Origin of the sequence: Sporosarcina sp. ACRSL, from assembly GCF_022346605.1 — a bacterium.
Classification (GTDB): domain Bacteria; phylum Bacillota; class Bacilli; order Bacillales_A; family Planococcaceae; genus Sporosarcina.
In genome coordinates this window covers 122,033-146,814 of sequence record NZ_JAKRNT010000006.1, presented here as the reverse complement: position 1 = coordinate 146,814, position 24,782 = coordinate 122,033, and the positions used below count along the sequence as shown (strand labels likewise).

Sequence of the window (24,782 nt, the reverse complement as noted above, 5' to 3'; positions counted from 1 at the left end):
TTTGATACAGCTTTTTTCTTCTTTTTTTGCTGTTTTTATGGTATACTGACTGAATGCAAAAGTTAGAAGTGAGGAATTGACATGAAAAAATCAATTTACGGCTTAACATTGGATCAATTGACAAATTGGCTAGTCGATAATGGACAAAAGAAATTCCGTGCTGCACAAGTTTGGGACTGGCTTTACAAAAAGCGCGTCAACAACTTTGCAGATATGTCGAATATAAATAAAGAATGCCTTCAATTATTGGAGGAGAATTTTGTAATACAGACGCTTGAACAGTCGGTGAAGCAAGTTTCGAATGATGGAACGATTAAATTCCTGTTTAAGATGCAAGACGGCAACTTGATTGAAACTGTTTTGATGAAATTTCCTTATGGCTACTCGGTATGTGTAACGACACAAGTCGGGTGCAATATTGGATGCAGTTTCTGCGCCAGCGGTTTATTGCGGAAAAACAGGGATTTGGATGCCGGAGAAATCGTTGGACAAATTATGAAAGTGCAAGAGCATCTAGACGAAGTCGGCGCAGGGGAACGTGTTAGCCATATCGTCGTCATGGGTATTGGGGAACCGTTCGACAACTATACGAATTTGATGAACTTCCTGCGTGTCGTCAATGACCAGAAAGGCTTATCGATCGGCGCTCGACACATCACTGTGTCTACAAGTGGCTTGACACCGAAAATCCGTGAGTTTGCTGAAGAAAATATCCAAATCAACTTGGCGGTATCCCTTCATGCACCGAACAATGATCTTCGGACGAGCATTATGAAAATTAACAAAGCGTACCCGATCGAAAAGCTGATGGATGCAATCGATTACTATTTGGAAACGACAAACCGTCGGATCACTTTCGAATACATCCTATTGGATGACGTAAACGATCACATCGCAGAAGCCGAGCAATTGGCAAAGCTGCTTCATAACAAACGGCATTTGTCTTACGTGAACCTCATTCCGTACAACCCAGTTGATGAGCATGGACAATACCAACGAAGCAAACCTGAAGCGATCAAGTCGTTTTATGAAGCATTGAAGAAACGCGGCATTAACTGTGGCGTCCGCTGGGAACAAGGGTCAGACATTGACGCAGCTTGCGGACAATTACGAAGCAAGCAAATCAAGAAAGAAAAAACAGCGAAATAAATACGAAAAACGCATGCCAGTAAGGAGACATAATTCACATATGAATTTATGTCTCCTTTTTTGTTTCTACATCAATTTACGTGCTAATACTGAGGGTGGTTTAGTTGTTAAGTGTAATTTCGAACCTTTACAAACCATTTTCGTTAAATAATATAGTAATAAGTATTAAGGTGGAGTTTTAAATTGAAGAGTAAAACGAAATTTGGAACACTAATTTTTAGTCTATTTATGCTTTTATTTGTAATAGGATGTGATCCCTTCGCTAAGAGTAAAACGGATTTCTATAATAGTACGGAGAGCATTAATCTCTCAGAGGAAAATGTAAGCTCAATCAAAATAAACTCAACTACAAATGATGTTACAGGGACTTTTGGCAAACCAGTAAAAGTTAATATTGAAACCAATCCAACCTCAAAATATCTAATTTATGAAGGAATCGAGTTTGGGATTATGGAGGATAAAGTGTTTCGCTATTATTTCAACAATAATTATCAAACGGCAAAAGGAATTACAGTGAGCGATACAAAAGAAGATGTTATTCAAGCATATGGTGAGGACTTTTATGAAAGAGTTGAAAGTGGATTAGACATAATTGGCTATTTTGATAAAGAAAATATGATCAACCTAGAGATTGGATTCGAGGAAAACAAAGCTGCGGTAATACTCCTAGAGAAAGTAGAATTACCAATTAATAATTAATAGAATTATAGTAAATATAAATCAAAAAAACGCTCAAACTGAGCGTTTTTTTCTCGATGACCATACAAGGGCTCCTTTATTTCACACGTTAAACTTCCTATTCTCTTCACCAATCAACTCTCCGTTTTCCGAGAGTGGTGCGAAGCGGGCGTTGAAGAAGCGGAGTGTCGGCGGCTCGTAAACCATGCGCAATCCGCAAATGGCATCCCTTTTCTCATATAACGCCAAAATTGAATCGACGACGACATCCATATGATTATTCGTATATACCCGACGTGGAATCGTCAGACGCACTAATTCAAGATTAGGGCGATTGTGCTCGCCCGTCTTATTATTCCGTCCTGCCGATACGATGCCACGTTCCATGCTCCGAACGCCGGAATCCAAATAAAGAGCAGCAGCAAGCGCCTGTGCCGGAAATTCCTCCTGCCTCAAATGGGGCAAGAAAGCCCGGGCGTCCAAGAATACTGCATGGCCACCGATCGGTTGGACAATCGGAATTCCTGCATCAATCAGCTGTTGTCCGAGATACCTCACTTGACCGATCCGGTGCTCGATATAATGGTCATCGACCGCCTCGCGAATACCAATCGCCATCGCTTCCATATCCCGGCCAGCCATTCCGCCATAGGAAGGCATTCCTTCGTACACGACCACGAGCTCGCGAGACCGTATATAAAGGTCTTCGTCATTCATTGCGAGAAACCCGCCGATATTGACAAGGCAATCCTTCTTGCCGCTCATCGTACAACCGTCGGAATAGGACATCATTTCCTTCAATATGTCCGCAACAGTGCGGTCGGCATAACCTTCCTCACGCTCTTTAATAAAGTAAGCGTTTTCAACACAACGCGTCGCATCGAGCATGACGTCGATATTATGTGACTTGCACAGTTCATAGACTTCTTTCATATTTTGCATGCTGACAGGCTGACCGCCTGCAAGATTCACCGTGACCGCAAGACAGACGTAAGGGATCTTTTCAGCACCGACTCGTTCAATCAACTCACGCACCTTATCCAAGTCTACATTCCCTTTAAATGGGAGGTCGATCGTCGGGTCATGCGCTTCGTCGATGATGATGTCGACAAATGTAGCACCATTCATTTCTTGATGTGCACGCGTCGTCGTGAAGTACATATTGCCTGGTACATAATCGCCTTCTTTAATTTTCAACTGCGATAAAATATTTTCGGCACCCCGACCTTGATGCGTCGGCAATACGTAGCGATAGCCGTATACATCCCGTACAGCTTGCTCCAATCGCTTCCAGCTCTTGCTTCCTGCATAGGCTTCGTCACCGGTCATGAGCGCTCCCCATTGCGCATCACTCATTGCTGTCGTCCCGCTATCCGTTAACAAATCAATGTACACGTCATCGGAGTCAATTAAAAACGTATTGTATCCGGCGCGTTCAAGAGACTGTTTGCGTTCCACATAAGTAAGCATTGAAAGTGTCTCAACACTTTTAATCTTATAAGGTTCTGCAGTTCTTCTTTTCACTTCATCCATCCCCTTTCGAAAAGTTTCTCCCCTTTTCACTATAGCAAGTTAGAATGTTAATATTCAATGAATCTTAAAAAGACCGCCCTCCATTGAAGAGAGACGGCCTTTCCATCAGTCTTTTTCTTTTATTTTCCGAACGCCGATGACGATAAATTGGACGATGATTGCGATGCCAAACCCGAAAGTCGTAATGATGAATAACGACAAAATGCCCGCTAAGTCTCCAAATCCATCCTTGTCCATGAGAAAACTTCTAAAAAACTCGGCAAACCCTAAAACGAGAGCTGTCATGAAAATCCTAAAGGCAATCTTCAAATTATAAAAAAGCATAGAAGATGCAAGGATGCCGACAATCAAGCCGAATACGCCGAATGCCAAGTAATTTTTAAATACCAATTCAGTCCCTAAGATGGTCCGAATTCCTAAAATGAGAAGTACGAAGGAAGTCAGGCCGGTGAAAAAACCTATTTTCCATAATTTATTATCCATCGAATTGCACCCACTTTCAGTACATATCATAACGGAAAAAGAGGGGGAAGTGTTGAATGTAGGTGCAAAAGGATGAAAAAGGGCTGTCCCTGTAGGAAGGGATCAGCCACAATTCATTATTATTATTTCTTTACAATTAACACAAGTTTTCCATGATCGAGCTCTTTTTCTGCGTCAGCAGCATCTTCTGCTGTTAATCCCGCCGCTTCCATTTTGCTGCGGAGCTCGTCGCCACGTGACGTAAACATGTTTTTCATGCTGTCAAGGAATCCTTGCTCCTTCATGCCGACGGTTTCTGTGTCAAGCGCATCCGTTATATTCTCAGCCCTTTTTTTATCATGGGCGAATATATAGATATCGTCATGCGTATATCCTTGTGCTGTCAATTCATCGATTTCTTTTTTAGCCTGCACGGCATTTTCAACGATTTTTTTCAAGACCATTTGACATTACCTCCTAGTTGTATTTGTCTTATCTATACCTCTAAAAGGACAAATTAAACTAAGGAGCCTATGCATCAAACGTATCAAAAAGCGAAAGGATCCCCTTTTAAACGCTTATAGGAATTGATGAATTCATTCGGATTTTCATTCACACCGAAAGTAAAAACCCCACGGTTCGTATGAAGATAAAAAAGTCCGGTGCCATTTGAAAATGGGCGATAGGATACGTCATGTACATCGTTCAATGAAAAAGTTTGGTCTGACGAGGCAATCGATTCCTCGTATAACAGAAGGGTGCGAAATGTTTGATGATGCTTCTGTTCGAACCAATCGATTGACCGCTCGATTGTGTAGTAGGTTAAAGATGAGATCGATTCTTTCAAGCGGATTCCTCCCGTGAAAAACTTGTTGCCTACATGCTACCAGTTTTACGCTTCATCGCCAAACAATCCGCTATCATTTTACAAGGCGGGCGACTTCATCGAGGATCTGCTCTTCAACTGACTCCTCCATATAATTAAATTCATCTACGATATAGCCTTGTTGGTCTATGACAAAGAAAATCGTTCCGTGAATAACCTGACCGGAGGAATCCGGTTTTTGGACAATCGTACGAAACTGATTGATGGCTAATTCTTCGATTGTATCTTGTGAATAGCCCGTCAATAAATGCCAGTTTGATTCATCATCTGTAAATTGTCCAATGTAGTCTTTTAAAACTTCGGGCGTGTCGGTTTCCGGATCGACGGTGAACGTCACGAATTCAACTTCAATCCCATGTTCCTTGAATGTCGTCTGCAGTTCTGCCATTTTATTGGACATCGGCGTACATACTGTAAGGCAATTCGTGAAAATAAAATCTGCAATCCATACCTTTCCGGCTAACTGATCGGTACCGAACGTTTTTCCGTCCTGGTCGGTGAAGGAGAAAGAGGTGACTTGGCGGTCAGTTGGCTTCGTTTGGCCGCAAGCGAACAATAAAAGCGAAGCAATGATCAGCACAGCTAACAGTTTACTCGTTTTCATTATTCATCCCTTCTTTCATTTTATTCACGAATCGGATTGTCACAGTCGTTCCGGTAGTGTCGCTTTGAATGGAAAACACGCCTTCATGCAGGCGGATGATCTCTTTGACGATCGAGAGACCGAGTCCTGTTCCTCCTGTCGTCCGGTTCCTTGCTTTATCAGCTCGGAAAAACCGTTCTCCAATCCTGTCAAGATCATTCTCTGGAATGACGATCCCTTCATTTGTCACTTTAAATTCAATATAATCTCCGGTGGATTTCAATTGTATGTGTAACTTCCCTTTGTCGACAGAATATTTGACGGCGTTGTCGATAATGTTGTAGAAGACTTGTTGAATCCGTTTCGAATCGCCGATCAAAATAAGGTCTTCCTCAATATCCGTCTTTAGTTCCAATTCTTTTTCAGACATGTGGATGTGGAATAAATCAAGCGTGTCCCATATGATTTGTGCAATGACAATCGGTTCTTCGACAAGCACATACAAATCCTCCTGAAGATGATTCAGTTCGACGAGATCATTGATCAGCTTATTCAAACGCACAGTTTCTTTCTCGATTGTTGTCAAATAGCCTCTCGCTTCTTCAGGGGATGAATAGATCTTTTCCTTCAATGCATGCGTATACCCTCCGATATACGTCAAAGGTGTCCTCAGTTCGTGAACGAGATTGGATGTGAATTCCTTCTTCCTTTTTTCCTGTTCTTCTAAAGAAAGACTCATCGAATTGAAAGCCTTCGCCAATTGGCCAATTTCATCTTCCCGATCAGTTTCAATCCGTGTTCCGTAGTTTCCTTTTGATACTTCTGTTGAAAGCCGTTGGAGTTCCTGCATCGGCCCAAACAGTGATTGCCAGGTACGATTGAGAAGGAGAAACAGGATGAAAAAGAATAAGATTCCTACGATGAGCAAAATGGGAATACTCTCTCGGAAAACGTCTTGTATCGCTGCAAGAGGGACGTATATGTATATGAAACCGATAAGTCCTGTTTCGCCTTTTATTGGGAAAATGGCACCTATAATTTCTCGGTCGAGCTCCTCGACATATCCCTTTTTCATAATGTAAGCACCTTTGTCCAAGCTTTCCCGATCTTCATTGTCCACAAGGTTTTCATAATTGATCTTATAAGGGAAATATGACGACAGGTCATCCAATTGATCGACAACGATCACTTCATATTCGGATACGACGTTATACCATTGGATCTTTTCAATAATTTCATCGCTCAATTCGCCATAATGATAATGGGATGCCGTCCGCTTCCCTTGATAGACAATTGACTCCTCAATGCTCGCAAGGTACAGCTTTGAATAAAGGAAATGAATGAAGAAAAACGAAAAAAGGATTGTGAAAGCGAGACTTGATAAGAGGACGACTAAAATCTTTTTGCTCAATGTGAGCTTCCTCATCATTTCACCTCAAGCTTATAACCGATGCCCCAAACCGTTTCGATCATGCTGCCCGCTTCCCCCATTTTCAAACGCAATGTTTTAATATGCGTATCGACTGTTCTGTCGGTGCTTTGGTGGTTTTCCCCCCATACGATATTTAATAGTTGTTCCCTCGTGTAAACGCGGCCCCGGTTTTTTGCAAGCGTTTCAAGGATTCCGAATTCTTTCAACGTCAAAGATAGCGGTTTGTTACTCAATGTGACAGTATGTGCAAAATGATCGATGACGAGAGGGCCGACTGTCAACACTTGGGAAGTCAGTTGGTATTGGTACGATCTTCTAAGAACCGATTCCACCCTTGCAAGCAGTTCACCAGGCATGAATGGCTTTACGATATAATCGTCGCCACCAATTTTAAGTCCTTCGACTTTATCCCATTCCTCGCCTCTTGCGGATAAAAAGATGAGTGGAATGTTGGTCGTCCGTTTCAATTCCTTCGCAAATTCGAATCCATTCATATAAGGCATCATGACATCAACAATACATAGATGGGGCTGGAGCTTGTACACTTTGGACAAAGCATCCATGCCATCCGTCGCCTCTTCGACGGTATATCCATCCTTCTCAAGAAAGGTGCGCACTAATTTTCTCATTTGCGGTTCATCATCTATAATTAATATCGAAAATGGCTTCATGTAAAATCCTCATTTCGCAGATGTTATCACTTATAATATACTTGGTTGTTGTGAAATACTTATGAAACTGTTCACTTCACCGTTAGTTCGTATTTACTCGATAATATCATATTGTGGAATTCCTGGAAGTCTAACGAAGAAAGTTTGGAGGTTTAATGATGAAAAAAAGATATAGAATGCTTGGTCTTATGATTGGTTTATTATTGTTAGCTGCTTGCGGAAAGAAGGTTGACGATGGCTCGACGGTCGAAGTGCTCCCTTTGGAAGTTGAATTGACCGTTACTGAACAGGCCGAAGTCGGCGAAACCGTAAAAATGGAAGCTCTTGTCACCTACGGGGATGAAAAAGTGACGGACGCGGATAAAGTCGTCTATGAAGTGTGGGAGGAAGGAAAGAAGGACGATTCGGTCATGATTGACTCTGTCAATGAAAAGGATGGCACGTATACAGCGGAAACAACATTTGATCACGACGGCATTTTCAATATCCAAGTTCATGTCGACGCGAAAAACTTACATACGATGCCAGTGAAACAAGTGACGATCGGCGAAGGTGCACAAGTAGAAGAAGCGGAACAGAGCAACGGTCACGACCACGGACATGTTGACGGTTTTGCGCTCCATTTCGTGAAACCGGAAAATGCAACGACAGGTGAAGAAACAGAAATGATGACCCATTTGGAAATCGACGGTGAGCCTCTCGTAGAAGCGAAGATCCGTTATGAAGTTTCAAGCGAAGTCCTTGGAGAAAAACATCTTTGGATTGATGCTGAAGAAATTGAGCAAGCCGAATATATCGCTGTTTATCCATTTGAAAAGGCAGGTACGTATCTTGTCAAAGTCCATGTGGAAAATGCAGACGGGCTGCATGAGCACGAAGAATTTACGTTTGATGTGAAATAAGGACAGTTGTGGCTGAAACGTGAAATTACTAGTGAAAATCTAGAATAATGGATAGAGAATCGTTATGATGGAAGTAACTTCAGAAGAGGAGCGATGAAAGATGAATGAATTACCAGAGAAGTCTTGTTCGATTGAACGGCTCGTCACCATTCCAGCAGATGTCGAGAAAGTATTAAAAGGTGAAAAAACAGCGACGAGACGAAATGGCGTTTACGCATACCCGGATGAGATCATGGTATTGAACGGGAAAGAGTTCAAAATAGATAAGCTTTATAAGCAAACACTCGGTGAAATGACTGACGCACATGCAAAACAGGAAGGATATGCAAACTTGGAAGAGTACAAGCAATCAATTCTTGCACTGCATCCGAAAATGCCTTGGCTTCCGACAATGAGCGTGTGGGTTCACGAATTCAGCTCCGTTGAAAAGTAAGATGGCATGAAATATATGTATGGGACATTCGTTTTTGTCCACGTCGTCTCCGCAGTCCTTTCCATCGGCCCATTATTTTTATTGATGCCGACAATCAAAAGGCTGCGGAACGCCGATCCTCTAACCGAGAAAGCATATTTAACGGTTATCAATGTTATTATCCGACTGGTCATGCATGCCGGTCATCTGCTTGTCATCTCGGGGGCATTGCTGTTGCTCATTGGGCCTTGGCCTTGGTTCACTTCGTGGGTGATTGCAACACTTGCAATCTTGCTGCTTTCCGGTGTATTTCTTTCAACCGGGTTTACGAGAGTGCTTAGAAGGTACCATCTGCCCGATAGTAATAAAGCGGAAATCTTGACCATCTTGACGAGGACATCATGGATCTATATTGGGTTAATGCTCATCATGCTTTGGCTCATGGTGCAAAAACCAATGCTTTGGTGAAATAAAATAGTAGATTACATAGTACAAGGATATGCAGGTTGGATGCATATCCTTTTCGTTTCTTTCGAAAAAACGTGACAATTCATTTATTTACATATATAATGCTCTGAAAAGAAATGGGGAGATAAGAATGAAGTTTGTTCAATTCGAGGATGCCGAGCGATTTGCTAAGGTGGCTGAACCGATTATCGCAAAAAAAGAGGATGTATATAGTCTTTTCTATGGTGTACTGCAAGCGATCAAAGCGAAAAAATATGAAAATCCTTTCATGGCTGCCGTGATGGAAGGAGAAGAAGTCCTCGTACTTTTGCAAATGACACCACCGCATCCATTGAATCTAATTATTGTAGATGAAAGCAGGGCAGAAGAACTGATTGATTTCATCATACGGGAATTACGTGGAAATTTGATTGCCGTTCCGTCTGTCATCAGTGTGAAGAAATGGGCGCTTTCTTTTGCGAAAGCTTGGGAGCAAATAACAGGAGAGACACAAAAATTGCTAATGGATCAAGGACTTTATCGATTGGATAAAATAGAAGAGAGTCTTGAAATGAGCCCAGGAAACTGGCGCTTCGCAACCAAAGCAGATGCTCCCCTCATTGAAAATTGGTTTGCATTGTTCGAGGAAGACACGAATATCGGCAAGACAGCACCGGAATTGATAAAAGAAAAGGTAGCGTCATTCATTGAAGCACAGGAAATATTCCTATGGGAAAACGAAGGGAAAGTCGTATCGATGATGAAGAAGGCGAGACCTACTGAAAATGGCGTCACTGTCTCCTTCGTCTTTACGCCGAAAGAGGAGAGGAAGAAGGGGTATGCTCGGACGATGGTTGCCCATGGTTCGAAGGAGCTTTTGAAGGACTATAAATTTTGCGTGCTCTATACAGATATGATGAACCCGACGTCGAATAAAATCTATCAGGAAATTGGCTATAAACATATCGCCGATTCAATCCATATCGGTTTTGAGAAATAAGACAAAGATGGCGCGTCCAAAGTGAGTGGTTGCGCGTCCAAAGAAGCTAGTTCCACATCCAAAGCCTCGAGTCCCGCTCTCAAAGAAGGTAGATCGGCCTCAAAGTTTTGAGTCCCGCACTCAAAGAAGCGAGCCTCGCGCTCAAGTTGGATCGGCGCTCAAAGTACGTACCTCTCACAAAAAAAGGCCGTCTCATCCACTTAACGAATTAGATGATGGAAAGAAAACATAAACAAACATAGCACTCGGGGACACAATTCGCATATGAATTGGTGTCTCCGTTTTTGTTGTTTAATCAACACTTGGATGATTTACACAGACGAATAAATTATTACAAGAATTAACAAGAGCCCATAAATTTACTGGCCGTTGTTAATTCACTTGTTAAAACAGTTGCTGATGTGATATCGCTTGTTTTGGAAATAACTTAATCTTTTTTCAGGGAATTAGTGATTCATGTTAAAAAATCTTTGAAAATTCGGCATGTATGAATCTATTTGCTTTGAAGTGCGTATAACAGATAAGTCAAAATATTAAAATGGGGGTGGATAAAAATGTCGAAAAAAACGTTGCTTATGTTGCTTGGTGGTATAATACTGATTTTAATTTTGGTATTTATCTTTTTACAAAGTAACAAAAATAACGTTACATCTGACTGGGATGAATTTTACGTACAACAAACAAGCACAAATAGCAATACACAATACACGATTATTTTCAATAGAGGAACGCTGCTAATCGAAGATTTATTTACGCATTCTACATTTGGTAATAATTTTTCCGAAGAAGATTTAAAAAAGTATATTACAATCACTGATACGAAACTAATTCCCGGAGAGTATAAAAAATACAGTGTATTAAAGAACAAGGATGCTTATACGATTAAAGTAACAGGAGAGACAGAATTCACTTATACTCTGAATAAGGTTGCACCAAGAAAATTTATAGGTGAAGACGGGATTGAATATTCAACTAGTTTATTTTCGGACTAACTGCCGCCAGAGAATTCAGCACTTCTCATCTGGTAGACGAAATTCAGTTTAAGTAATAAAATACAGCAAGAAAACACTCATATTTTTATAACGGGTTCGACTGATAAAAGCAAATGTCAAATCGCCCCCATTTTAGTATGAATTAGCATACTGAGTTCGCAGAAGTACAAGAAATACACCATAGGAGGATTGGTGGATAACTGTGGACAGAAGATGGAAAGAAAGATTGTTTATTGGATTGGTATTTATGATTAGTGCAGTAGTTGTGGGCACTATGATTTACTGTAGTTGGTGGTATTACACAAATATTATTAAGTAATTAATCAATAGTGCATCCGAAATATGGAATTAACAAAAAGGCAACTGGTACAAAATCAGTTGCCTTTTCTATCTTTAATTCTATCTCTAAATATTGACGATTAACTATGCAATTCCTTTGTGGATAGTCATTTTTTCCCCATCAACCGAACCCGTTAGTATCAACTGGCGGCCCTTTCTATTTAAACCTTACTCACTGAAAAGATCCCCAACTTTTCAATTCTCTGAACAGCCTCGACGATTCGTTCTTCGCTGGCAAGCAGACCGACTCGCACATAACCTTCTCCGTACGTGCCAAAGCCGTGGCCTGGTGCGACGACGACGCCACTTTGTTCAAGCAGGATATCCGCAAACGATTCACTCGTATAACCTTCCGGAACTGGCAACCAGGCGAAGAAAGATGCTTTCGGGGCTTCAACGTCCCAACCGATTCGTTTACATTCTGCAATGAGGGCATTTCTGCGCCCTTCATATAATGCCGTCAAATTGCGCACGCATGCTTGATCTTCCGTCAATGCTGCAATGGCGGCGTGTTGGACTGCCGGAAATAGACTGATGAATAGGTAGTGTTGAAGCTTATTAATTGCTTCGATCATATGGCGATTTCCGACGGCAAAGGCGACCCTCCAGCCGGCCATATTGTATGTTTTCGATAACGTGTACATCTCAATTCCAATCTCTTTGGCGCCATCTGCTTGCAAGAAGCTGACCGGCTTTTCGCCTTCGAAACCGATTCCTCCATATGCCATATCATGTAAGATGAAAATATCATTCTCCTTGGCAAACGAAATTGCTTCTTCAAAAAATGGAACGGACGCAACGGCGCTTGTCGGATTGTTCGGGTAGTTCAAATACATGATTTTCGCCTTCTGTTTTACTTCATCAGACAAAGCATTGAAATCGGGCAAAAACTCATTTTCCTTTAGGAGCGGCATCGTTTCATAAGCGATATTGGCGAGACTCACTCCTGATAAATAATCGGGATACCCGGGGTCTGGCAGCAAGAGCAGATCGCCTTCATTCATCATCGCGAGCGGCACCTCTACAAGTCCGGTTTTCGAGCCACCTAAAATGGCGACTTCCGTTTCAGGGTCCACATCAACGTCATATTCCCGCTTATAAAATTCTGAAATGGCTTTCCGAAATTCAGGAATTCCGTTGAATGGTGAGTACCCATGTGTTTCTGGACGCTCCGCAGCCTGCTGTAAAGCTTTAATAATATGAGCGGGCGTAGGTTGGTCTGGGTTGCCTCTTCCCAAATTGATAATATCCTTCCCGGCAGCTTTGGCTGCGTCCGCTTTTTTGACTAACGTAGAAAAGAAATGGGGTGGCATGTTTCGTACACGATTTGAAATCAGCATGGAATGACCTCGTTTTCATAGTTTTTAGACTCGTCTGACTACATATTACTTTCATTCTACTATATGTTTAAGAGGAATCACAACATGATTTTTGATTGAAAAGGAAAAAGCTGCCGCCCACAAAAAACGGGCAGCAGCTTCAATAAATCCGCTTATTATCTAGTTCTAGTATGAACGTCAATAGGGAAACCCACTGGTCCACTTTTCGTTGTATTGCAATATAGTCTGGGGAGTCCTTTTTCAGTCGTTTATCGAGGCTGGAATAAAAACGGATAATTTGTACAGGCTTTTCCTCATTGTCCAAGATAATTTTCATTTCAATCGTAGCAATTTTTCGGAGTATCGTCTTTCTTGTGAGTGACATTTTTTTATCAATAATCGGTTCAACGGATTGTCCAAGGGCTTCAATCCGATCCTCTGTTCCTTCCGCCACTTTTACAAAGGTTTGTTTACGAATGCCGTTTTCGTAAATTTCGTAAGCTAATAATTGATCGTAAGAATAATCGGATAGCACATATGGCATTTTAAGAAATGCTTTTTTAACACGCGTCCCATCAACGAGTGGTGTGGGTTCCCAAAAATAGAGTCGTCTATTTTTTTCATCAATTGCGATTTTCGACATAAGATCGTCCGAAACAAATGAATGTGATTCTTCAAATCTTGAATTTGTAGGTTTATACGTTTCTAGATGTTCAAGTTGCTTTGCTTTCACTTTTTCCTCTGCACGGGTCGATAAAATTAAGAATATGACAGCAAACCCGAAGAAAAGACCGAAGAAAACAAAGCCTGGCAGGAATGCATCCCGATTAATAAAGTAAAACAGCGAAAAGATCCCGATAATCGGAGCAAGGCATCCGAATCGTACATACCAATTGGATTGTGTGGAAACCAAAAAAATCCCTCATTTCAAAAAAAGTATGGAAACTAGTACAGGTTTGATAGTTGTAATTATCATATCGGATGGGAAGGTGAATGACAATGTTTCACTAAAAAAGCTGTCCCCTCGTTTCGTGGGGACAGCTATTATAAACGTTAGTTCACTTGTGCAGCTTCAATTTCTTCCGTCAACGCAACAAGCTGATCGATCAATTCGCCGATATACGCAATCGTATCAAGTAATGGCTGTTCCGTTGTAATATCGACTCCCGCCATTTTGGAAAGCTCTGCAGGGGACTTCGTTCCTCCTGCTTGCAACACTTTCAGCCAATCCTCAACAGCGGGTTGCCCTTCTTCCAAAATCCGTTTCGAAACTTGTGTGGAAATTGTCAATCCAGCACTGTATGTGTACGGATACAAGCCCATATAGTAATGCGGCTGACGCATCCATGTCAATTCAGCACCTTCATTGATCTTCACGTCGTCTCCCCAGAACTCTTCAAGAACGCCGCGCTTCAAGCTGTTCAACACGTTCGCATTCACACTGCCGCCTGCATCGATGCGCTCGTACACTTTTCGTTGATACGCAGCTTCCAATAAGTGCGTGACGAAGTTATGGTAGTACGTACGTGCTACGATGGAGGAGATGACCCAACGTTTGAACTTCGGATCATCCGAGTTAGAAAGCAAATGGTTCGCCATCAACATTTCATTCATCGTTGAAGGTGCTTCGATGAAGTACATAGAAGGTCTTGAGTTGAAGATGTTCTGATGCTGATGAGCATTGTAGAAGTGCCCAGCATGACCAAGCTCATGCGCCAATACGAAGACATCTTCCATACTGCCTGTCCAGGAAATCAAAATATAAGGATGGACGCCATAAGGGCTCGAACAGAAAGCTCCTGTTGATTTACCTGCGTTTTGTGCAAAATCCGTCCATCGTTCTTTATAGGAACGACCGATCATATTCATGTAATCGTCACCCATGATGGAAAGCGCATCCTCAATATATTTCTTCGATTCTTCAATTGTAATTTTTGGCTCGTAGTTCGGATCTAATGATATTTTCAAGTCAGAGAATGTCATCTCATCGAGTCCGTGAACCTTTTGAAGAAGTTTAGCATATTTGCGCATATGCGGTGCAAGATGTTTCATAATTAAATCGATTTGGCGGTCATACATGGAACGGTCGACTTCCTGGTTGAAAAGCAAGTAATCAAATACTGATTTATGTCCTCTCAAGTCAGAAGTTGTTTTTTCCTTTTGCAAATGCATATCGTATGTTTTTGCAGTCGTATGCTGATACTCCCTTAACTTAGCATGGAAAGCATCATATGCGGCTCTTCTCTTTTTCGTATCTGTTTCGGATTCCCATCCGCCTTCGAATGTCGTATAGCTTAACGGATAGTTTTCGCCGTCAACTTCAAAATCACCGAAATTCATATCGACTAATTTTGTTGTATTATACAAACCGTACGGCGCGTTCAAGACAGATGAGAATGCGGCCAATGTCTTTTCCACTTCAGGATGAAGCTTATACGGCTTTTGACGAATCAATTCTTCCAAATAGTTTTTATACTCCTCGGATTGGTTCATTGCGCTTTCCAATAGCTCGCTTGATACTTCGGAAAGTTCGCTAGTGAAGAACGAAAGCTGGCTTCCGAGCTTGGCAGCAATCGAGCCATATTTGCTTGCGCGCATTTGTGCTTCATCATTCGTTTGGTCCACGCTGTGCGATAGACTTGTATACGTTCCAACCGGTACCATTTTGGCCATGATGGAAGCATATCCATCCAAAGCTTCGATGATTGCTTTTTCATCAGTGATGTTCCCTTTGAAGCGCTCTTCGAAGGAAGCGACTTCGCTTACAAGCTGTTCAATTGCTGCATTGTAATCATCTTCGGTTTTGAAAAGGTCTTCCAAATTCCATGTTTCTTCAACGTTCACTTCCGAACGTGGTGGTAAACTTTTCACCATTCTCATCTCTCCCTTTTATTACGGATATCGAACTAAATTATAGTATATAGCAAACTTATAGAAAAGTAAAAATGAATAGGCATTTTTGCAATCTTATTTTTTAGGCATCTTTTCTATTTCATCTGCAATAACAAAAGCGAGGTCTTCATTGCCAAAAAGCTGAAGGACGTCGAGCATTGTTTCGTGATCGATATGAAGATCGTCTATGCCTTCATCATTATCGATAACTTCCTGCAAAACAGCGTTTGCTAATTGTTCAGGATATGCTTTTTTATAAAGTGCATGAGGATCCAGCCGGTGATTTGAGCACCATTGTACAAATAGGCGAACCATCAGCGTTTCATCCTCCTTGTATTGTTGGATGATTTGTTCATCGATATTTCTGAATTCCATTGTCCATCCCTCCCGTCTTAAGCTATGATTCTAAGTATATATGAAATGGGGGTACTCAATAAATGAATCGTGTCGATGTTGTATACGCAGCAATCCTAAAAAAGGGAAAAGTTCTTATGGTGAAGAATAAGAAATATAATAATTGGACGTTGCCAGGTGGGGGAGTGGAAAAAGGAGAGACGTTGGAACAGGCAGCGCAGCGTGAAGTTTGGGAGGAAACCGGCCTGACTGTTAAAATCGGTAGTTTGCTTGCGGTGAACGAAGCATTTCGGCAAAAGGAAAATAATCACGTGCTGTTTTTTACGTTTTTGGCGGAAGTAATTGATGGAGAAGTGGAAATCCAGGACAGGGACGGAATTTTGGATGTCCAATGGAAGGAGTTGGACGAAGCGGATCGAGAGCTTCCTTATTATGATGGCGGTGTGAGGAAATTGATCGAAACATCGATCCCGTATCATTACCAAGGCGTGCAGGCGTGAATAATGGGGAGAGGGCACTTCCGAGAGCAAAAGTATGCGGTATTTTACAATCCGGGAGCAAGTTATTAGTCGAAGAATTTACAGGTGAGCATTCTAAAGGGAACGGAACGTATTACCGGCTGATAGGCGGATCAATCGAATTTGGAGAGAAATCGAATGAGGCGCTCATCCGAGAATTTAACGAAGAAATACGAGCATCAGTAGAAATTGAAAAATATGTAGGGTGTATTGAAAATATCTTTCATATTAAAGGGCAAACGGGACATGAGATCATTCAAGTGTATAAGGTCGCCTTTGTAAATAAGGAAAATTACTTCCGTGAGTGGTTCGAAATTCAAGAAGGTGGACAATTGTCATTTGCGAAGTGGGTTGATCGAAAAGACTTTATAACAGGGGAAAAAGTTTTATACCCTGATGGATTAGTTAAAAGCTTGAAAGGAGAAGCCCATGAACCAACAGCAAATGAGTGAGAGAAATAAGATAGGGTGGAATCAAAATGCATATCAAGCATGGGTGTTACGACATGGTTCACCTCAAGAGTACGCGGAACAATTAAAAGCGGATCCATTGAAAAAAGTCAGCTATTACTTGGATGAAATCGGAGAGGTAAAAGGAAAAAGGGTTCTTAATTTACTCGGCTCAAAAGGAAATAAAGCTGTTTGTTTTGCGCTTCTTGGAGCGGATGTCACAGTGGTGGATATTTCATCCGAAAATAAAAGATATGCTATGGAATTGGCGGATGCCGCAGGTGTTTCCATTACGTATATTGTTAAAGATGTGCTTGAACTACAAGTTGATGACATTTCACCATTCGACATTGTCATCCTTGAAATGGGAGTACTCCATTATTTCATAGATCTGCACCCTTTATTTCACTTGGTATCTCGTCTCTTAAAAGAGAACGGAATTTTTATAGTAAGAGACTATCATCCAATTGTTTCAAAGACTCTTCGGATTGTAGACGGTGTAGCCGTTCTGGATGGTGACTATTTTAAAGAAGAGTATTCGGAAGTTGACGTGGCGTATTCAAGTCTATTGCCAATCCAAATTCAACAAAATTTAGAGAAAAACGTAATTAGGCAATGGATGCTTGCCGATGTGGTCAATGCCCTTGTCAATTCTGATTTCAAGATAAGGAAAATGAAAGAAGATAAAGGAGTCCATTGGGCTTTTCCAACAGATGCACCGGAAGGAATTGCTGAAAGGCTTCCAGGGACATTTACAATTTGCGCTTCATTATAAACAGAGTAGAAAAGGGGATTGGGTCATGGGATATATCGAGGAGCTTAGAGAAGTAGTAGGAAACCGTCCATTGTTACTGACAGGTGTAGGGGTAGGCGTTTTCAATGAGAAAAATGAGATACTGCTGCAAAAGAAAGTGGATGGACGTTGGGGAATTCCAGGCGGTTTCATGGAGCTAGGGGAATCTGCCGAAGAAGCTGGCAGAAGGGAAGTGTTTGAGGAGACAGGGATAGAAATCGGAAAGCTCGCACTTGTCACTGTTGTCTCCGGCGCACAAACACATACCGTTTTGAACAATGGCCACGAATATTATTCGGTGACAATCGTTTATGCAACGGATGATATTCGTGGCGGAGACCTGAAAGCAGATGGGGTTGAAACATCCGAGGTCGGGTTCTTCCAATTGCAACAGCTGCCAGAAAACTTGAACCCACTCATACGATCGATGATTCACCAATATGCATCGCAAATGAAGTGAGTTATGCGCAATTATGACGATTATTGCGTTTCTGGAACGGTTTATGCGTGAGTAATTCCAGTTATGCGCGAGTTATCGCAGTTATGCTCTAGTTATCGTAGTTATGCTTAATTCAATAGATTTATGCGTATTTGAAAGCGTTAAAATTTAGTACTGACGAAAAAGCGGACCATCCAGTCGACATCGAGTGGCCCATCGACGATTTCATAATAGAGGAGCTCGTTTTGGATGATAAGATTTTCCGCAACAATAATTGTCATGCTATTGCCGTTCGGATCTGTCAAGCGAATCGTGAATTCGTCTATATTGTCATCCGGGTCGACTTCTTCAGGCTTCAATTTCTTTACATGGTAGTTTTGCAGAAATTGAAGCAGTTCTTCTACTCGTTGATCATCGTTTACATTCCATGTTGCAGCTGGCGTTCCGTTCATGGGTGGTGTATTGAAAGTGAGAGAATTGAAATCGGCATTCATCGTTTCTAAAAATTCATTGAAGCTTTTTTCATTGAAGTCGTTAATTGTCTCAAGCATTACGTAAAATCCTCCGATAATGAGTGCAAGGAGCAGGACGGCTCGTATTTTCATGTTCAATTCCTCCTTTATTCGTTTCTATAGTATACGCAGCGTTTGTTTATGTGGAATAGTACTCATGCTATGTTTCCTGAGGAAGATTAATTAATGGCAATGCGAGAAAAATGAAAAATTCCTCAAAGAGAGATGGAAGATTAATGTTACAATAGTATTCAAACTATAAAGAAAATACAGGGGTGTGGAATGGTGGAAATTGAAAATGCGATACAGGACTTCTATGCTGATGATTTCGCTTGGTGTTTCGGATGTGGTCGACTGAATGAGGAAGGGTATCATTTCAGGACAGGCTGGGATGGAGAAAAAACGGTTACATATTATAAACCATCGGAAAAGCATATGGCGATTCCAGGATTTGTATATGGTGGGTTGATTGCTTCGTTTATTGATTGCCATGGAACAGGATCATGTGCACTTGCTCTGTATCGGAAAAATGGTCATGAGCCAGGAGATGATGCCGACGTTCCGCGTTTCGTCACCGCTTCGTTGAACGTGAATTATTTGAAGCCGACACCACAAGGAAAACTGTTGAAGGCGGTCGGAACGATTGAAGAAATCCACCCGAAGAAATGGAAAGTGAATGTAGAAGTGTATGCGGATGATGTCCTTTGTGCAACTGGAGAAGTCGTTGGAGTTGTCATGCCGGCGACATTTACAGCAAACTAAGTTGAAATAGACGAAACCTTTCGACCGTTCTACCGTAATAGTAGGAAAAGGAAGGCGGTCTGATGATGAATAAGAACAGGAAAGACGCATTCAGCGGTACCTGGTTTAGCATAGTCGTTGGGATGATGTTCGGAATTGGAATCGGGATGGCATTGGATAATTGGGGAGTTGGAATAGGACTCGGAATTGCCATGTTCTTAGTTTTCAATACAACGGGCAAAAAAAGAAAGGATAAGTGAGAGCAAATGTTATATGTAATGGGGATCGTCGCAATCGTCATGTGTGTGCCAATTACGGCAATCATTACTGATTACAAACGCAAGACGATGAAATTCAAAGCGGATATGGTACGGGAAGAAATTGAATTGGAAAAGCTGAAACAGCAGAACTTCATCATTGAGACTGAAAAGATGAAGTTGGAATTGGAACAAATGAAACTAGACTATTCGTCGGGAAAGAATGATCTGCTGAAGATTGATGAAAGGGTGGGAAGATGATGTCCGATAATACAAGACCTCCATACAACGATTTAATCGGCGATATGTTAAAAGATCGTGAAAAAGAAGGCGGCAGCATGGAGAATTTGAAGGGCTTCGGAAAACCATTGCCCAAAGATTATTTTTCAGGTGACACCTTCCAGCATTTTCAGCGCATTGCAAAAGATGCTGGCTATAAACCGCATTGGCTGAAATTGCAGCATGAAATTAGCGGAATGATTCATGACATTGATTCGCTTATGTCAAGCGTCGAACAAAGCGAATTGCAAAAACGAGTTGATGAAGTGAACGAGAAAATCGCCGAGCATAATAGGCATTGTCCCCCTCCGATGTTGAAAGGCCGTATTTCACTTGACTCCATCGAGAAGGCTAAAGGGATTTGGAGTTAGTTCGAAATAGACGGGCTCTACACCGTATCGTATGGTACGTGATTTGCCCCCTTCTTCTATTGGTTGGCTGCAATTCAGTTACACATGAAACTGGAAATGAACCTCCTCCCTTTAGCAAAAGGACACATGTGACAGAGACCCCAGAAATCACTTTCTCCCGTGTTGATGAATTGTTGGAAAATATGACTTTAGAAGAAAAGATCGGCCAATTGCTCGTCGTCGGGTTCGAAGGGAAGACGTATGGTGACGAGCTGGACCGCCTCATTCGTCAATATCACATTGGTGGAATCATTTTATTAGGGAAAAATATATCTTATCCAGCAGGAATGTTGAAATTATTGAATGAAAGCAAGAAAGCGAATGCAGATTATGAGATTCCATTGTTCATGTCAGTTGATGAAGAAGGGGGCCGGGTTTCCCGCCTGCCTTCCAGCATGAAAAAACTACCTGCAGCAGAATATGTCGGACTAGCGGGTGATGAAACATTTGCTTATAAAACAGGTGAGTATCTTGCGGATCTGTTGCACGCCTTCGGATATAACATGAACTATGCGCCCGTTTTGGATGTCCATAGCAATCCAAAAAATCCTGTTATCGGAGACCGTGCTTTTTCGTCTAATCCCGAGGTTGTCGCTGATTTGGGCATTGCTGTCATGAAAGGAATGACAGATCATGGCATCATTTCAGTCGTTAAACATTTTCCTGGACACGGGGACACGCATGTAGATTCCCATTTGTCGTTGCCAGTCATTGAAAAGACGATTGAGGAGCTGCATGAAACCGAGTTAATTCCTTTCCAACGGGCAATTGACGAACAGGCTGATGTAATTATGGTGGGACATATTATGTTCCCCAAGCTTGATGATGCATATCCCTCTTCATTATCGAAAAAGATCATTACAGATCTGTTGCGCGAGGAAATGGGTTTTGAGGGTGTCGTCATTACAGATGATATGACAATGGGTGCGATTGTCAATGAATATACGGTGCCTAATGCTGCGGTGCAGTCGTTTATCGCGGGCAGCGATCTATTGTTGATCGCTGGGGATTATGAAAATCAGGTCGGAACAATTAATGCGTTGCTAGATGCTGTACAAGCAGGAATCATTTCTGAGGAACGGATTGATGAGAGTGTCAAGAGGATTTTGAAGCTGAAGGAACGCTATAGGCTGAATGATGAGTTGATTGAAGAAATTGATTTGGATAGCATTAATCGGAAATTTATTGAATTACTTGGATGAAACATGAAACTTCTTTCGTAGATGACCGTAAAAGATAGTACAATAGAATTGAAGTAAGGGAGGTACACGATATGGAAAATACCGGTTTAAAAGTACTTGTTCACGCGAGTGCATTTTTTGCACCGTTTCTTGTTCCGTTCATCATTTATTTAGTCGTGGATGATGCAGAGGTGAAGAGATTGTCCATCCAGGCGTTATTGTTCCAATTAGTGATGGGCGCACTGATTTTTATCTCGGCAATCTTAATCATTTTCTTGATCGGCATTCCGATGATCATCGTTTTCGGACTGATGACAATCATCGTTCCAATTATGGGCATTGTGAAATCATTGCAAGGCGAATTTTACAATTACCCAATTGTCGGCAGATGGTTCTGATTTAAAAATGGATAGAAGCCCGGAATCCACATAGGATTCCGGGCTCTTTTTAACGTTGTAAGCGCTTTTCAACTTCATTTACGACATCTTGAACGGACATACCGTGAATACCAACGACAGGAAAATCGAATTGATCGACATTCACATCGCTGATTGCACGTACGACGCCCATATCATAGCCATTCAGATTCTCATCGTTTTCAAACATCTTTACTTCATGCCCTTGTTCCTCCAATGCCATTTTCACATCGTCAAAAGGGTTTTCAACGGCTATCTTTGCCATGTAGATCACCTCCGAATCCTAATGTGCTTCCAGTCTTTGTTTTCCCGGAATTGATTCTAGTAAACTCATCGTCAAAGGAAAGTGCCGCAGCTAGCATTGTTTTCATTGCTCTATGCTGAAAAGGCCCATTCGATTCGAATGAAGGCCCGTTTACTCCGCAGTAGATTATTTCACTCCTGTGATGTTTCACTCACAGTGTCTTTGTCATTCTTCAGTTTTCGTAAGCCAGTAATTCCGTCGATGATTGTCGTGACAATTGACGCGAGACCAAGCCCCATGACAATAAAATACACTTGTGTAATAATATCATCCGGAGAACGTTGGAACACTTCTGCAAGGACATCGGCTACGTGAGGCAAAATGAGTGACGGATTAAGAAGTAAAACAATGACAAGGATTGTCCAAGCGATGTTAAGTATTAAGTTGCTGTACGCTAGCCCAGCCGTCCATTTCGGAGAAGACGTTTTGTAGATAGCCAGTACAAATTCCATCGTAAGCAACAGAAGAGTTATCGGAAACAAAGTCATTACAGACATATTGTCAAATGCTGCTCCTTTCACTTGCTTGTTCTACATAATCTACCCGGAATTCCTTCGGTTTAAAACGGCCTCTTCTTAAAGGAATGATTTTACGCGTTTCGTACAATCATTCAATAGATTGCTGTATACTAAACTTATTGTTTAAAATTATAAAAAAGCGTGGGGATTCCGTTGACATCTGTTAAACAGACAGAGCATCTAGCTAACCCGGTATATCCGATCATGTTTGCCATCGGAGCTTGCCATTTATTGAACGATACGCTTCAAGCGGTCATACCAGCGATGTTTCCGGTGTTGGCAAAGGAAAGAGGATTAAGTTTTACTCAGCTTGGTTACATCTATTTTGCATTGAACATGGTCGCTTCCGTCCTACAGCCGGTCGTCGGCTATTTTAGTGACAGGAAGCCGAGACCTTATGCACTTCCGATTGGCATGACGTTTTCGCTTGTCGGGATGGCGGGTTTAGCAATCGCGCCAAATTATTGGCTGATCCTCATTTCCGTCATTATTTTAGGGTTTGGATCCGCGGTCTTTCATCCGGAAGGATCCCGTGTTTCCTTCTTGGCGGCGGGGACGAAAAGAGGGTTGTCCCAATCGATCTACCAAGTCGGGGGGAACTCAGGACAAGCGTTGGCGCCTTTAATTAGCGCATTTGTATTAGTGCCGCTCGGTCAAAAGGGGGCAGCTGTTTTCATTGCTGTGGCGGCGCTCGGGATATTTATTTTATCCAAAATATCCGCATGGTATAAAAAACAGCTGGAGATGGAGAAGGAGAATAATCGTAAAAAAGTGCTGCTATCTTCAATTGGTAATTTGACTAAAAAACAAGTTGGAATTGCACTCACTTTATTGCTGATTATCATTTTTGCCCGTTCTTTCTACGTAACGAATGTCACGAGCTTCTATATCTTTTACTTGATGGAGGACTATGGATTAAAAATTGAACAAGGTCAACTATACATATTCCTTTTCATGGCGCTCGGGGCAGCAGGCACATTTTTCGGAGGGCCGATGGCTGATCGAATCGGTAGGAAAAATGTCATTGTCTTATCGTTGTTAGTTCCGTTGCCGCTCTGTCTACTGCTTCCACATGCGCCATTATGGGCGGTAGGTATCCTGTTGTTCTTAATCGGATTTTTCATCATGCTGAGCTTCTCAGTGACAGTCATCTATTCGCAAGAGCTTGTGCCGAGCAAAATCGGAACGATGGCTGGTCTAACTGTAGGTTTGGCATTCGGGATGGGTGCAATTGGGGCAGTCGTCCTTGGAAGGCTGATGGACACGATCGGCATCTTCCCGACGATGGTTATCGCTTCCTTCCTGCCGTTCATCGGACTTGTGGGTCTCGCATTACCGAAAGATCGGAAAATCACGGCACCAACAGCTCCGTGACGATAAACGCTTCACCGTTGAATGAAACGACGGTGGGCGTTTTTTGTTGTCTATACTTTCGCATTCCTTTACACATCGTGAAAAGGAGCGTATACTTTAATAGTTACCTAAGTAAACAATGAGGTGTTAAGGTTGAATCCAATATTTCATGAGCTGTTTCAAAGTACGCGTTTATTAATTAAAGAATTGAACGTAGCATTGAAAAAGCATGGCTTATTTGCCGCTCAATGGACGGTTATTCACTGCATTCATCGACATGGAGAGATGACTTTGACGCAAATTTGGAAATACTTGAATGTAGAAGCACCGACAATCACGAGGACCGTCAATCGATTGGAACAGATGGGGTGGCTTGAAACGCGCGAAGGAAAAGATCGAAGAGAGAAATATGTCAAATTAACAGGATATGCGAATGAGCAGCTTTCTGAAGTTCTAAAGACGATTATTGAATTTGAAGAGGAGAGTTTAAAAGGTCTAACCAAAGAGGAGGAAGAGCTCCTTCTAACATTATTGGTGAAAATACAAAATTAGTGAGGCTGA

At 41.8% G+C, this 24,782-nt stretch carries 34 protein-coding genes; 19 read left to right on the top strand and 15 right to left on the bottom strand.

Annotated features, from left to right (window positions below):
• Nucleotides 1-81: 81 nt before the first annotated feature.
• The gene (rlmN, locus tag MHZ92_RS10465) at nucleotides 82-1,149 is read left to right on the top strand and encodes a 23S rRNA (adenine(2503)-C(2))-methyltransferase RlmN (protein WP_239431638.1); all 1,068 of its coding nucleotides are present in this window, start codon (nucleotides 82-84) and stop codon (nucleotides 1,147-1,149) included.
• 183 nt (nucleotides 1,150-1,332) lie between these two features.
• Nucleotides 1,333-1,848: a hypothetical protein gene (locus MHZ92_RS10460; protein WP_239431637.1), complete on the top strand. Its 516-nt coding sequence runs from the start codon at nucleotides 1,333-1,335 to the stop codon at nucleotides 1,846-1,848.
• Nucleotides 1,849-1,929: 81 nt separating this feature from the next.
• On the opposite strand, the gene MHZ92_RS10455 is transcribed toward MHZ92_RS10460, so the two are convergent.
• The 7 genes from MHZ92_RS10455 to MHZ92_RS10425 form a co-directional block, all read right to left on the bottom strand.
• Complete coding sequence (locus tag MHZ92_RS10455) at nucleotides 1,930-3,351, bottom strand: tyrosine phenol-lyase (RefSeq protein ID WP_239431636.1); 1,422 nt, start codon at nucleotides 3,349-3,351, stop codon at nucleotides 1,930-1,932.
• 114 nt (nucleotides 3,352-3,465) lie between these two features.
• Nucleotides 3,466-3,843: a hypothetical protein gene (locus tag MHZ92_RS10450; protein WP_239431635.1), complete on the bottom strand. Its 378-nt coding sequence runs from the start codon at nucleotides 3,841-3,843 to the stop codon at nucleotides 3,466-3,468.
• Between the two features lie 122 nt (nucleotides 3,844-3,965).
• Nucleotides 3,966-4,286 (bottom strand): general stress protein, encoded by a 321-nt coding sequence (locus tag MHZ92_RS10445; protein WP_239431634.1) that lies wholly within the window; start codon nucleotides 4,284-4,286, stop codon nucleotides 3,966-3,968.
• A gap of 83 nt (nucleotides 4,287-4,369) precedes the next feature.
• Nucleotides 4,370-4,669 (bottom strand): hypothetical protein, encoded by a 300-nt coding sequence (locus MHZ92_RS10440; RefSeq protein ID WP_239431633.1) that lies wholly within the window; start codon nucleotides 4,667-4,669, stop codon nucleotides 4,370-4,372.
• A gap of 73 nt (nucleotides 4,670-4,742) precedes the next feature.
• Nucleotides 4,743-5,312 carry an SCO family protein gene (locus tag MHZ92_RS10435; protein ID WP_239431632.1) on the bottom strand — a complete coding sequence of 190 codons (570 nt, stop codon included), beginning with the start codon at nucleotides 5,310-5,312 and terminating at the stop codon, nucleotides 4,743-4,745.
• Nucleotides 5,299-6,702 carry a sensor histidine kinase gene (locus tag MHZ92_RS10430; protein WP_239431631.1) on the bottom strand — a complete coding sequence of 468 codons (1,404 nt, stop codon included), beginning with the start codon at nucleotides 6,700-6,702 and terminating at the stop codon, nucleotides 5,299-5,301. The genes MHZ92_RS10435 and MHZ92_RS10430 overlap by 14 nt, the downstream gene beginning before the upstream one ends.
• Nucleotides 6,703-6,716: 14 nt before the next feature.
• A complete protein-coding gene (locus MHZ92_RS10425) occupies nucleotides 6,717-7,394 on the bottom strand; it encodes a response regulator transcription factor (protein WP_239431630.1) in 678 nt (225 codons plus the stop codon).
• Between the two features lie 158 nt (nucleotides 7,395-7,552).
• Here MHZ92_RS10425 and MHZ92_RS10420 point away from each other — a divergent pair, with 158 nt between their 5' ends.
• From MHZ92_RS10420 to MHZ92_RS10400, 5 genes are all read left to right on the top strand, one after another.
• Nucleotides 7,553-8,296: a FixH family protein gene (locus MHZ92_RS10420; RefSeq protein ID WP_239431629.1), complete on the top strand. Its 744-nt coding sequence runs from the start codon at nucleotides 7,553-7,555 to the stop codon at nucleotides 8,294-8,296.
• Nucleotides 8,297-8,396: 100 nt separating this feature from the next.
• Nucleotides 8,397-8,729: an ASCH domain-containing protein gene (locus tag MHZ92_RS10415; protein ID WP_239431628.1), complete on the top strand. Its 333-nt coding sequence runs from the start codon at nucleotides 8,397-8,399 to the stop codon at nucleotides 8,727-8,729.
• Between the two features lie 6 nt (nucleotides 8,730-8,735).
• Nucleotides 8,736-9,176, top strand: coding sequence for a DUF2269 family protein (locus MHZ92_RS10410; RefSeq protein WP_239431627.1), 441 nt, complete (start codon nucleotides 8,736-8,738; stop codon nucleotides 9,174-9,176).
• Nucleotides 9,177-9,306: 130 nt separating this feature from the next.
• Entirely contained in the window at nucleotides 9,307-10,155 is an 849-nt protein-coding gene (locus tag MHZ92_RS10405) for a GNAT family N-acetyltransferase (RefSeq protein ID WP_239431626.1), read from the top strand.
• A 554-nt stretch (nucleotides 10,156-10,709) separates the two neighbouring features.
• Nucleotides 10,710-11,147: a hypothetical protein gene (locus MHZ92_RS10400; RefSeq protein WP_239431625.1), complete on the top strand. Its 438-nt coding sequence runs from the start codon at nucleotides 10,710-10,712 to the stop codon at nucleotides 11,145-11,147.
• Nucleotides 11,148-11,647: 500 nt separating this feature from the next.
• Here MHZ92_RS10400 and MHZ92_RS10395 read toward each other — a convergent pair whose 3' ends face one another.
• From MHZ92_RS10395 to MHZ92_RS10380, 4 genes are all read right to left on the bottom strand, one after another.
• Complete coding sequence (locus MHZ92_RS10395) at nucleotides 11,648-12,826, bottom strand: pyridoxal phosphate-dependent aminotransferase (RefSeq protein WP_239431624.1); 1,179 nt, start codon at nucleotides 12,824-12,826, stop codon at nucleotides 11,648-11,650.
• Nucleotides 12,827-12,965: 139 nt separating this feature from the next.
• Nucleotides 12,966-13,718, bottom strand: a complete 753-nt coding sequence (locus MHZ92_RS10390; RefSeq protein WP_239431623.1) for a hypothetical protein — start codon at nucleotides 13,716-13,718, stop codon at nucleotides 12,966-12,968.
• A 140-nt stretch (nucleotides 13,719-13,858) separates the two neighbouring features.
• Nucleotides 13,859-15,679, bottom strand: a complete 1,821-nt coding sequence (pepF, locus tag MHZ92_RS10385; protein ID WP_239431622.1) for an oligoendopeptidase F — start codon at nucleotides 15,677-15,679, stop codon at nucleotides 13,859-13,861.
• Nucleotides 15,680-15,772: 93 nt separating this feature from the next.
• Nucleotides 15,773-16,072 carry a hypothetical protein gene (locus tag MHZ92_RS10380; RefSeq protein WP_239431621.1) on the bottom strand — a complete coding sequence of 100 codons (300 nt, stop codon included), beginning with the start codon at nucleotides 16,070-16,072 and terminating at the stop codon, nucleotides 15,773-15,775.
• Nucleotides 16,073-16,134: 62 nt separating this feature from the next.
• Between MHZ92_RS10380 and MHZ92_RS10375 the strand changes: the two genes are divergently transcribed.
• Genes MHZ92_RS10375 through MHZ92_RS10360 form a run of 4 tightly spaced genes read left to right on the top strand, consistent with a single transcriptional unit; the run spans nucleotide 16,135 to nucleotide 18,271 of the window.
• A complete protein-coding gene (locus MHZ92_RS10375) occupies nucleotides 16,135-16,551 on the top strand; it encodes an NUDIX hydrolase (protein WP_239431620.1) in 417 nt (138 codons plus the stop codon).
• Nucleotides 16,548-17,021 (top strand): NUDIX hydrolase, encoded by a 474-nt coding sequence (locus MHZ92_RS10370; RefSeq protein WP_239431619.1) that lies wholly within the window; start codon nucleotides 16,548-16,550, stop codon nucleotides 17,019-17,021. Before MHZ92_RS10375 ends, MHZ92_RS10370 begins: the two co-directional genes overlap by 4 nt.
• The gene (locus MHZ92_RS10365; RefSeq protein WP_239431618.1) at nucleotides 16,999-17,793 is read left to right on the top strand and encodes a class I SAM-dependent methyltransferase; all 795 of its coding nucleotides are present in this window, start codon (nucleotides 16,999-17,001) and stop codon (nucleotides 17,791-17,793) included. Before MHZ92_RS10370 ends, MHZ92_RS10365 begins: the two co-directional genes overlap by 23 nt.
• 25 nt (nucleotides 17,794-17,818) lie before the next feature.
• Nucleotides 17,819-18,271 carry an NUDIX hydrolase gene (locus MHZ92_RS10360; protein ID WP_239431617.1) on the top strand — a complete coding sequence of 151 codons (453 nt, stop codon included), beginning with the start codon at nucleotides 17,819-17,821 and terminating at the stop codon, nucleotides 18,269-18,271.
• Between the two features lie 140 nt (nucleotides 18,272-18,411).
• Here MHZ92_RS10360 and MHZ92_RS10355 read toward each other — a convergent pair whose 3' ends face one another.
• A complete protein-coding gene (locus MHZ92_RS10355) occupies nucleotides 18,412-18,855 on the bottom strand; it encodes a hypothetical protein (RefSeq protein ID WP_239431616.1) in 444 nt (147 codons plus the stop codon).
• A 189-nt stretch (nucleotides 18,856-19,044) separates the two neighbouring features.
• Here MHZ92_RS10355 and MHZ92_RS10350 point away from each other — a divergent pair, with 189 nt between their 5' ends.
• From MHZ92_RS10350 to MHZ92_RS10325, 6 genes are all read left to right on the top strand, one after another.
• The gene (locus MHZ92_RS10350) at nucleotides 19,045-19,524 is read left to right on the top strand and encodes a PaaI family thioesterase (protein ID WP_239431615.1); all 480 of its coding nucleotides are present in this window, start codon (nucleotides 19,045-19,047) and stop codon (nucleotides 19,522-19,524) included.
• Nucleotides 19,525-19,589: 65 nt separating this feature from the next.
• On the top strand, nucleotides 19,590-19,763 hold the full coding sequence (locus tag MHZ92_RS10345) for a hypothetical protein (RefSeq protein WP_239431614.1): 174 nt from the start codon (nucleotides 19,590-19,592) through the stop codon (nucleotides 19,761-19,763).
• A gap of 6 nt (nucleotides 19,764-19,769) precedes the next feature.
• Complete coding sequence (locus tag MHZ92_RS10340) at nucleotides 19,770-20,021, top strand: hypothetical protein (protein WP_239431613.1); 252 nt, start codon at nucleotides 19,770-19,772, stop codon at nucleotides 20,019-20,021.
• Complete coding sequence (locus MHZ92_RS10335; protein WP_239431612.1) at nucleotides 20,021-20,410, top strand: DnaJ family domain-containing protein; 390 nt, start codon at nucleotides 20,021-20,023, stop codon at nucleotides 20,408-20,410. The genes MHZ92_RS10340 and MHZ92_RS10335 overlap by 1 nt, the downstream gene beginning before the upstream one ends.
• A gap of 128 nt (nucleotides 20,411-20,538) precedes the next feature.
• Nucleotides 20,539-21,651, top strand: coding sequence for a beta-N-acetylhexosaminidase (gene nagZ / locus MHZ92_RS10330; protein WP_239431611.1), 1,113 nt, complete (start codon nucleotides 20,539-20,541; stop codon nucleotides 21,649-21,651).
• Nucleotides 21,652-21,722: 71 nt separating this feature from the next.
• The gene (locus MHZ92_RS10325; protein ID WP_239431610.1) at nucleotides 21,723-22,028 is read left to right on the top strand and encodes a DUF4870 domain-containing protein; all 306 of its coding nucleotides are present in this window, start codon (nucleotides 21,723-21,725) and stop codon (nucleotides 22,026-22,028) included.
• Between the two features lie 49 nt (nucleotides 22,029-22,077).
• Here MHZ92_RS10325 and MHZ92_RS10320 read toward each other — a convergent pair whose 3' ends face one another.
• From MHZ92_RS10320 to MHZ92_RS10315, 3 genes are all read right to left on the bottom strand, one after another.
• Entirely contained in the window at nucleotides 22,078-22,311 is a 234-nt protein-coding gene (locus MHZ92_RS10320; RefSeq protein ID WP_239431609.1) for a YkuS family protein, read from the bottom strand.
• Nucleotides 22,292-22,417 (bottom strand): hypothetical protein, encoded by a 126-nt coding sequence (locus MHZ92_RS21400; RefSeq protein ID WP_255723479.1) that lies wholly within the window; start codon nucleotides 22,415-22,417, stop codon nucleotides 22,292-22,294. The genes MHZ92_RS10320 and MHZ92_RS21400 overlap by 20 nt, the downstream gene beginning before the upstream one ends.
• Nucleotides 22,418-22,481: 64 nt before the next feature.
• Nucleotides 22,482-22,847: a hypothetical protein gene (locus MHZ92_RS10315; RefSeq protein WP_239431608.1), complete on the bottom strand. Its 366-nt coding sequence runs from the start codon at nucleotides 22,845-22,847 to the stop codon at nucleotides 22,482-22,484.
• Between the two features lie 225 nt (nucleotides 22,848-23,072).
• On the opposite strand from MHZ92_RS10315, the gene MHZ92_RS10310 reads away from it, so the two are divergent.
• Nucleotides 23,073-24,242, top strand: a complete 1,170-nt coding sequence (locus MHZ92_RS10310) for an MFS transporter (RefSeq protein WP_239431757.1) — start codon at nucleotides 23,073-23,075, stop codon at nucleotides 24,240-24,242.
• Nucleotides 24,243-24,374: 132 nt separating this feature from the next.
• Nucleotides 24,375-24,773, top strand: a complete 399-nt coding sequence (locus tag MHZ92_RS10305) for a MarR family winged helix-turn-helix transcriptional regulator (protein WP_239431607.1) — start codon at nucleotides 24,375-24,377, stop codon at nucleotides 24,771-24,773.
• The last annotated feature ends 9 nt before the right edge of the window (nucleotides 24,774-24,782 follow it).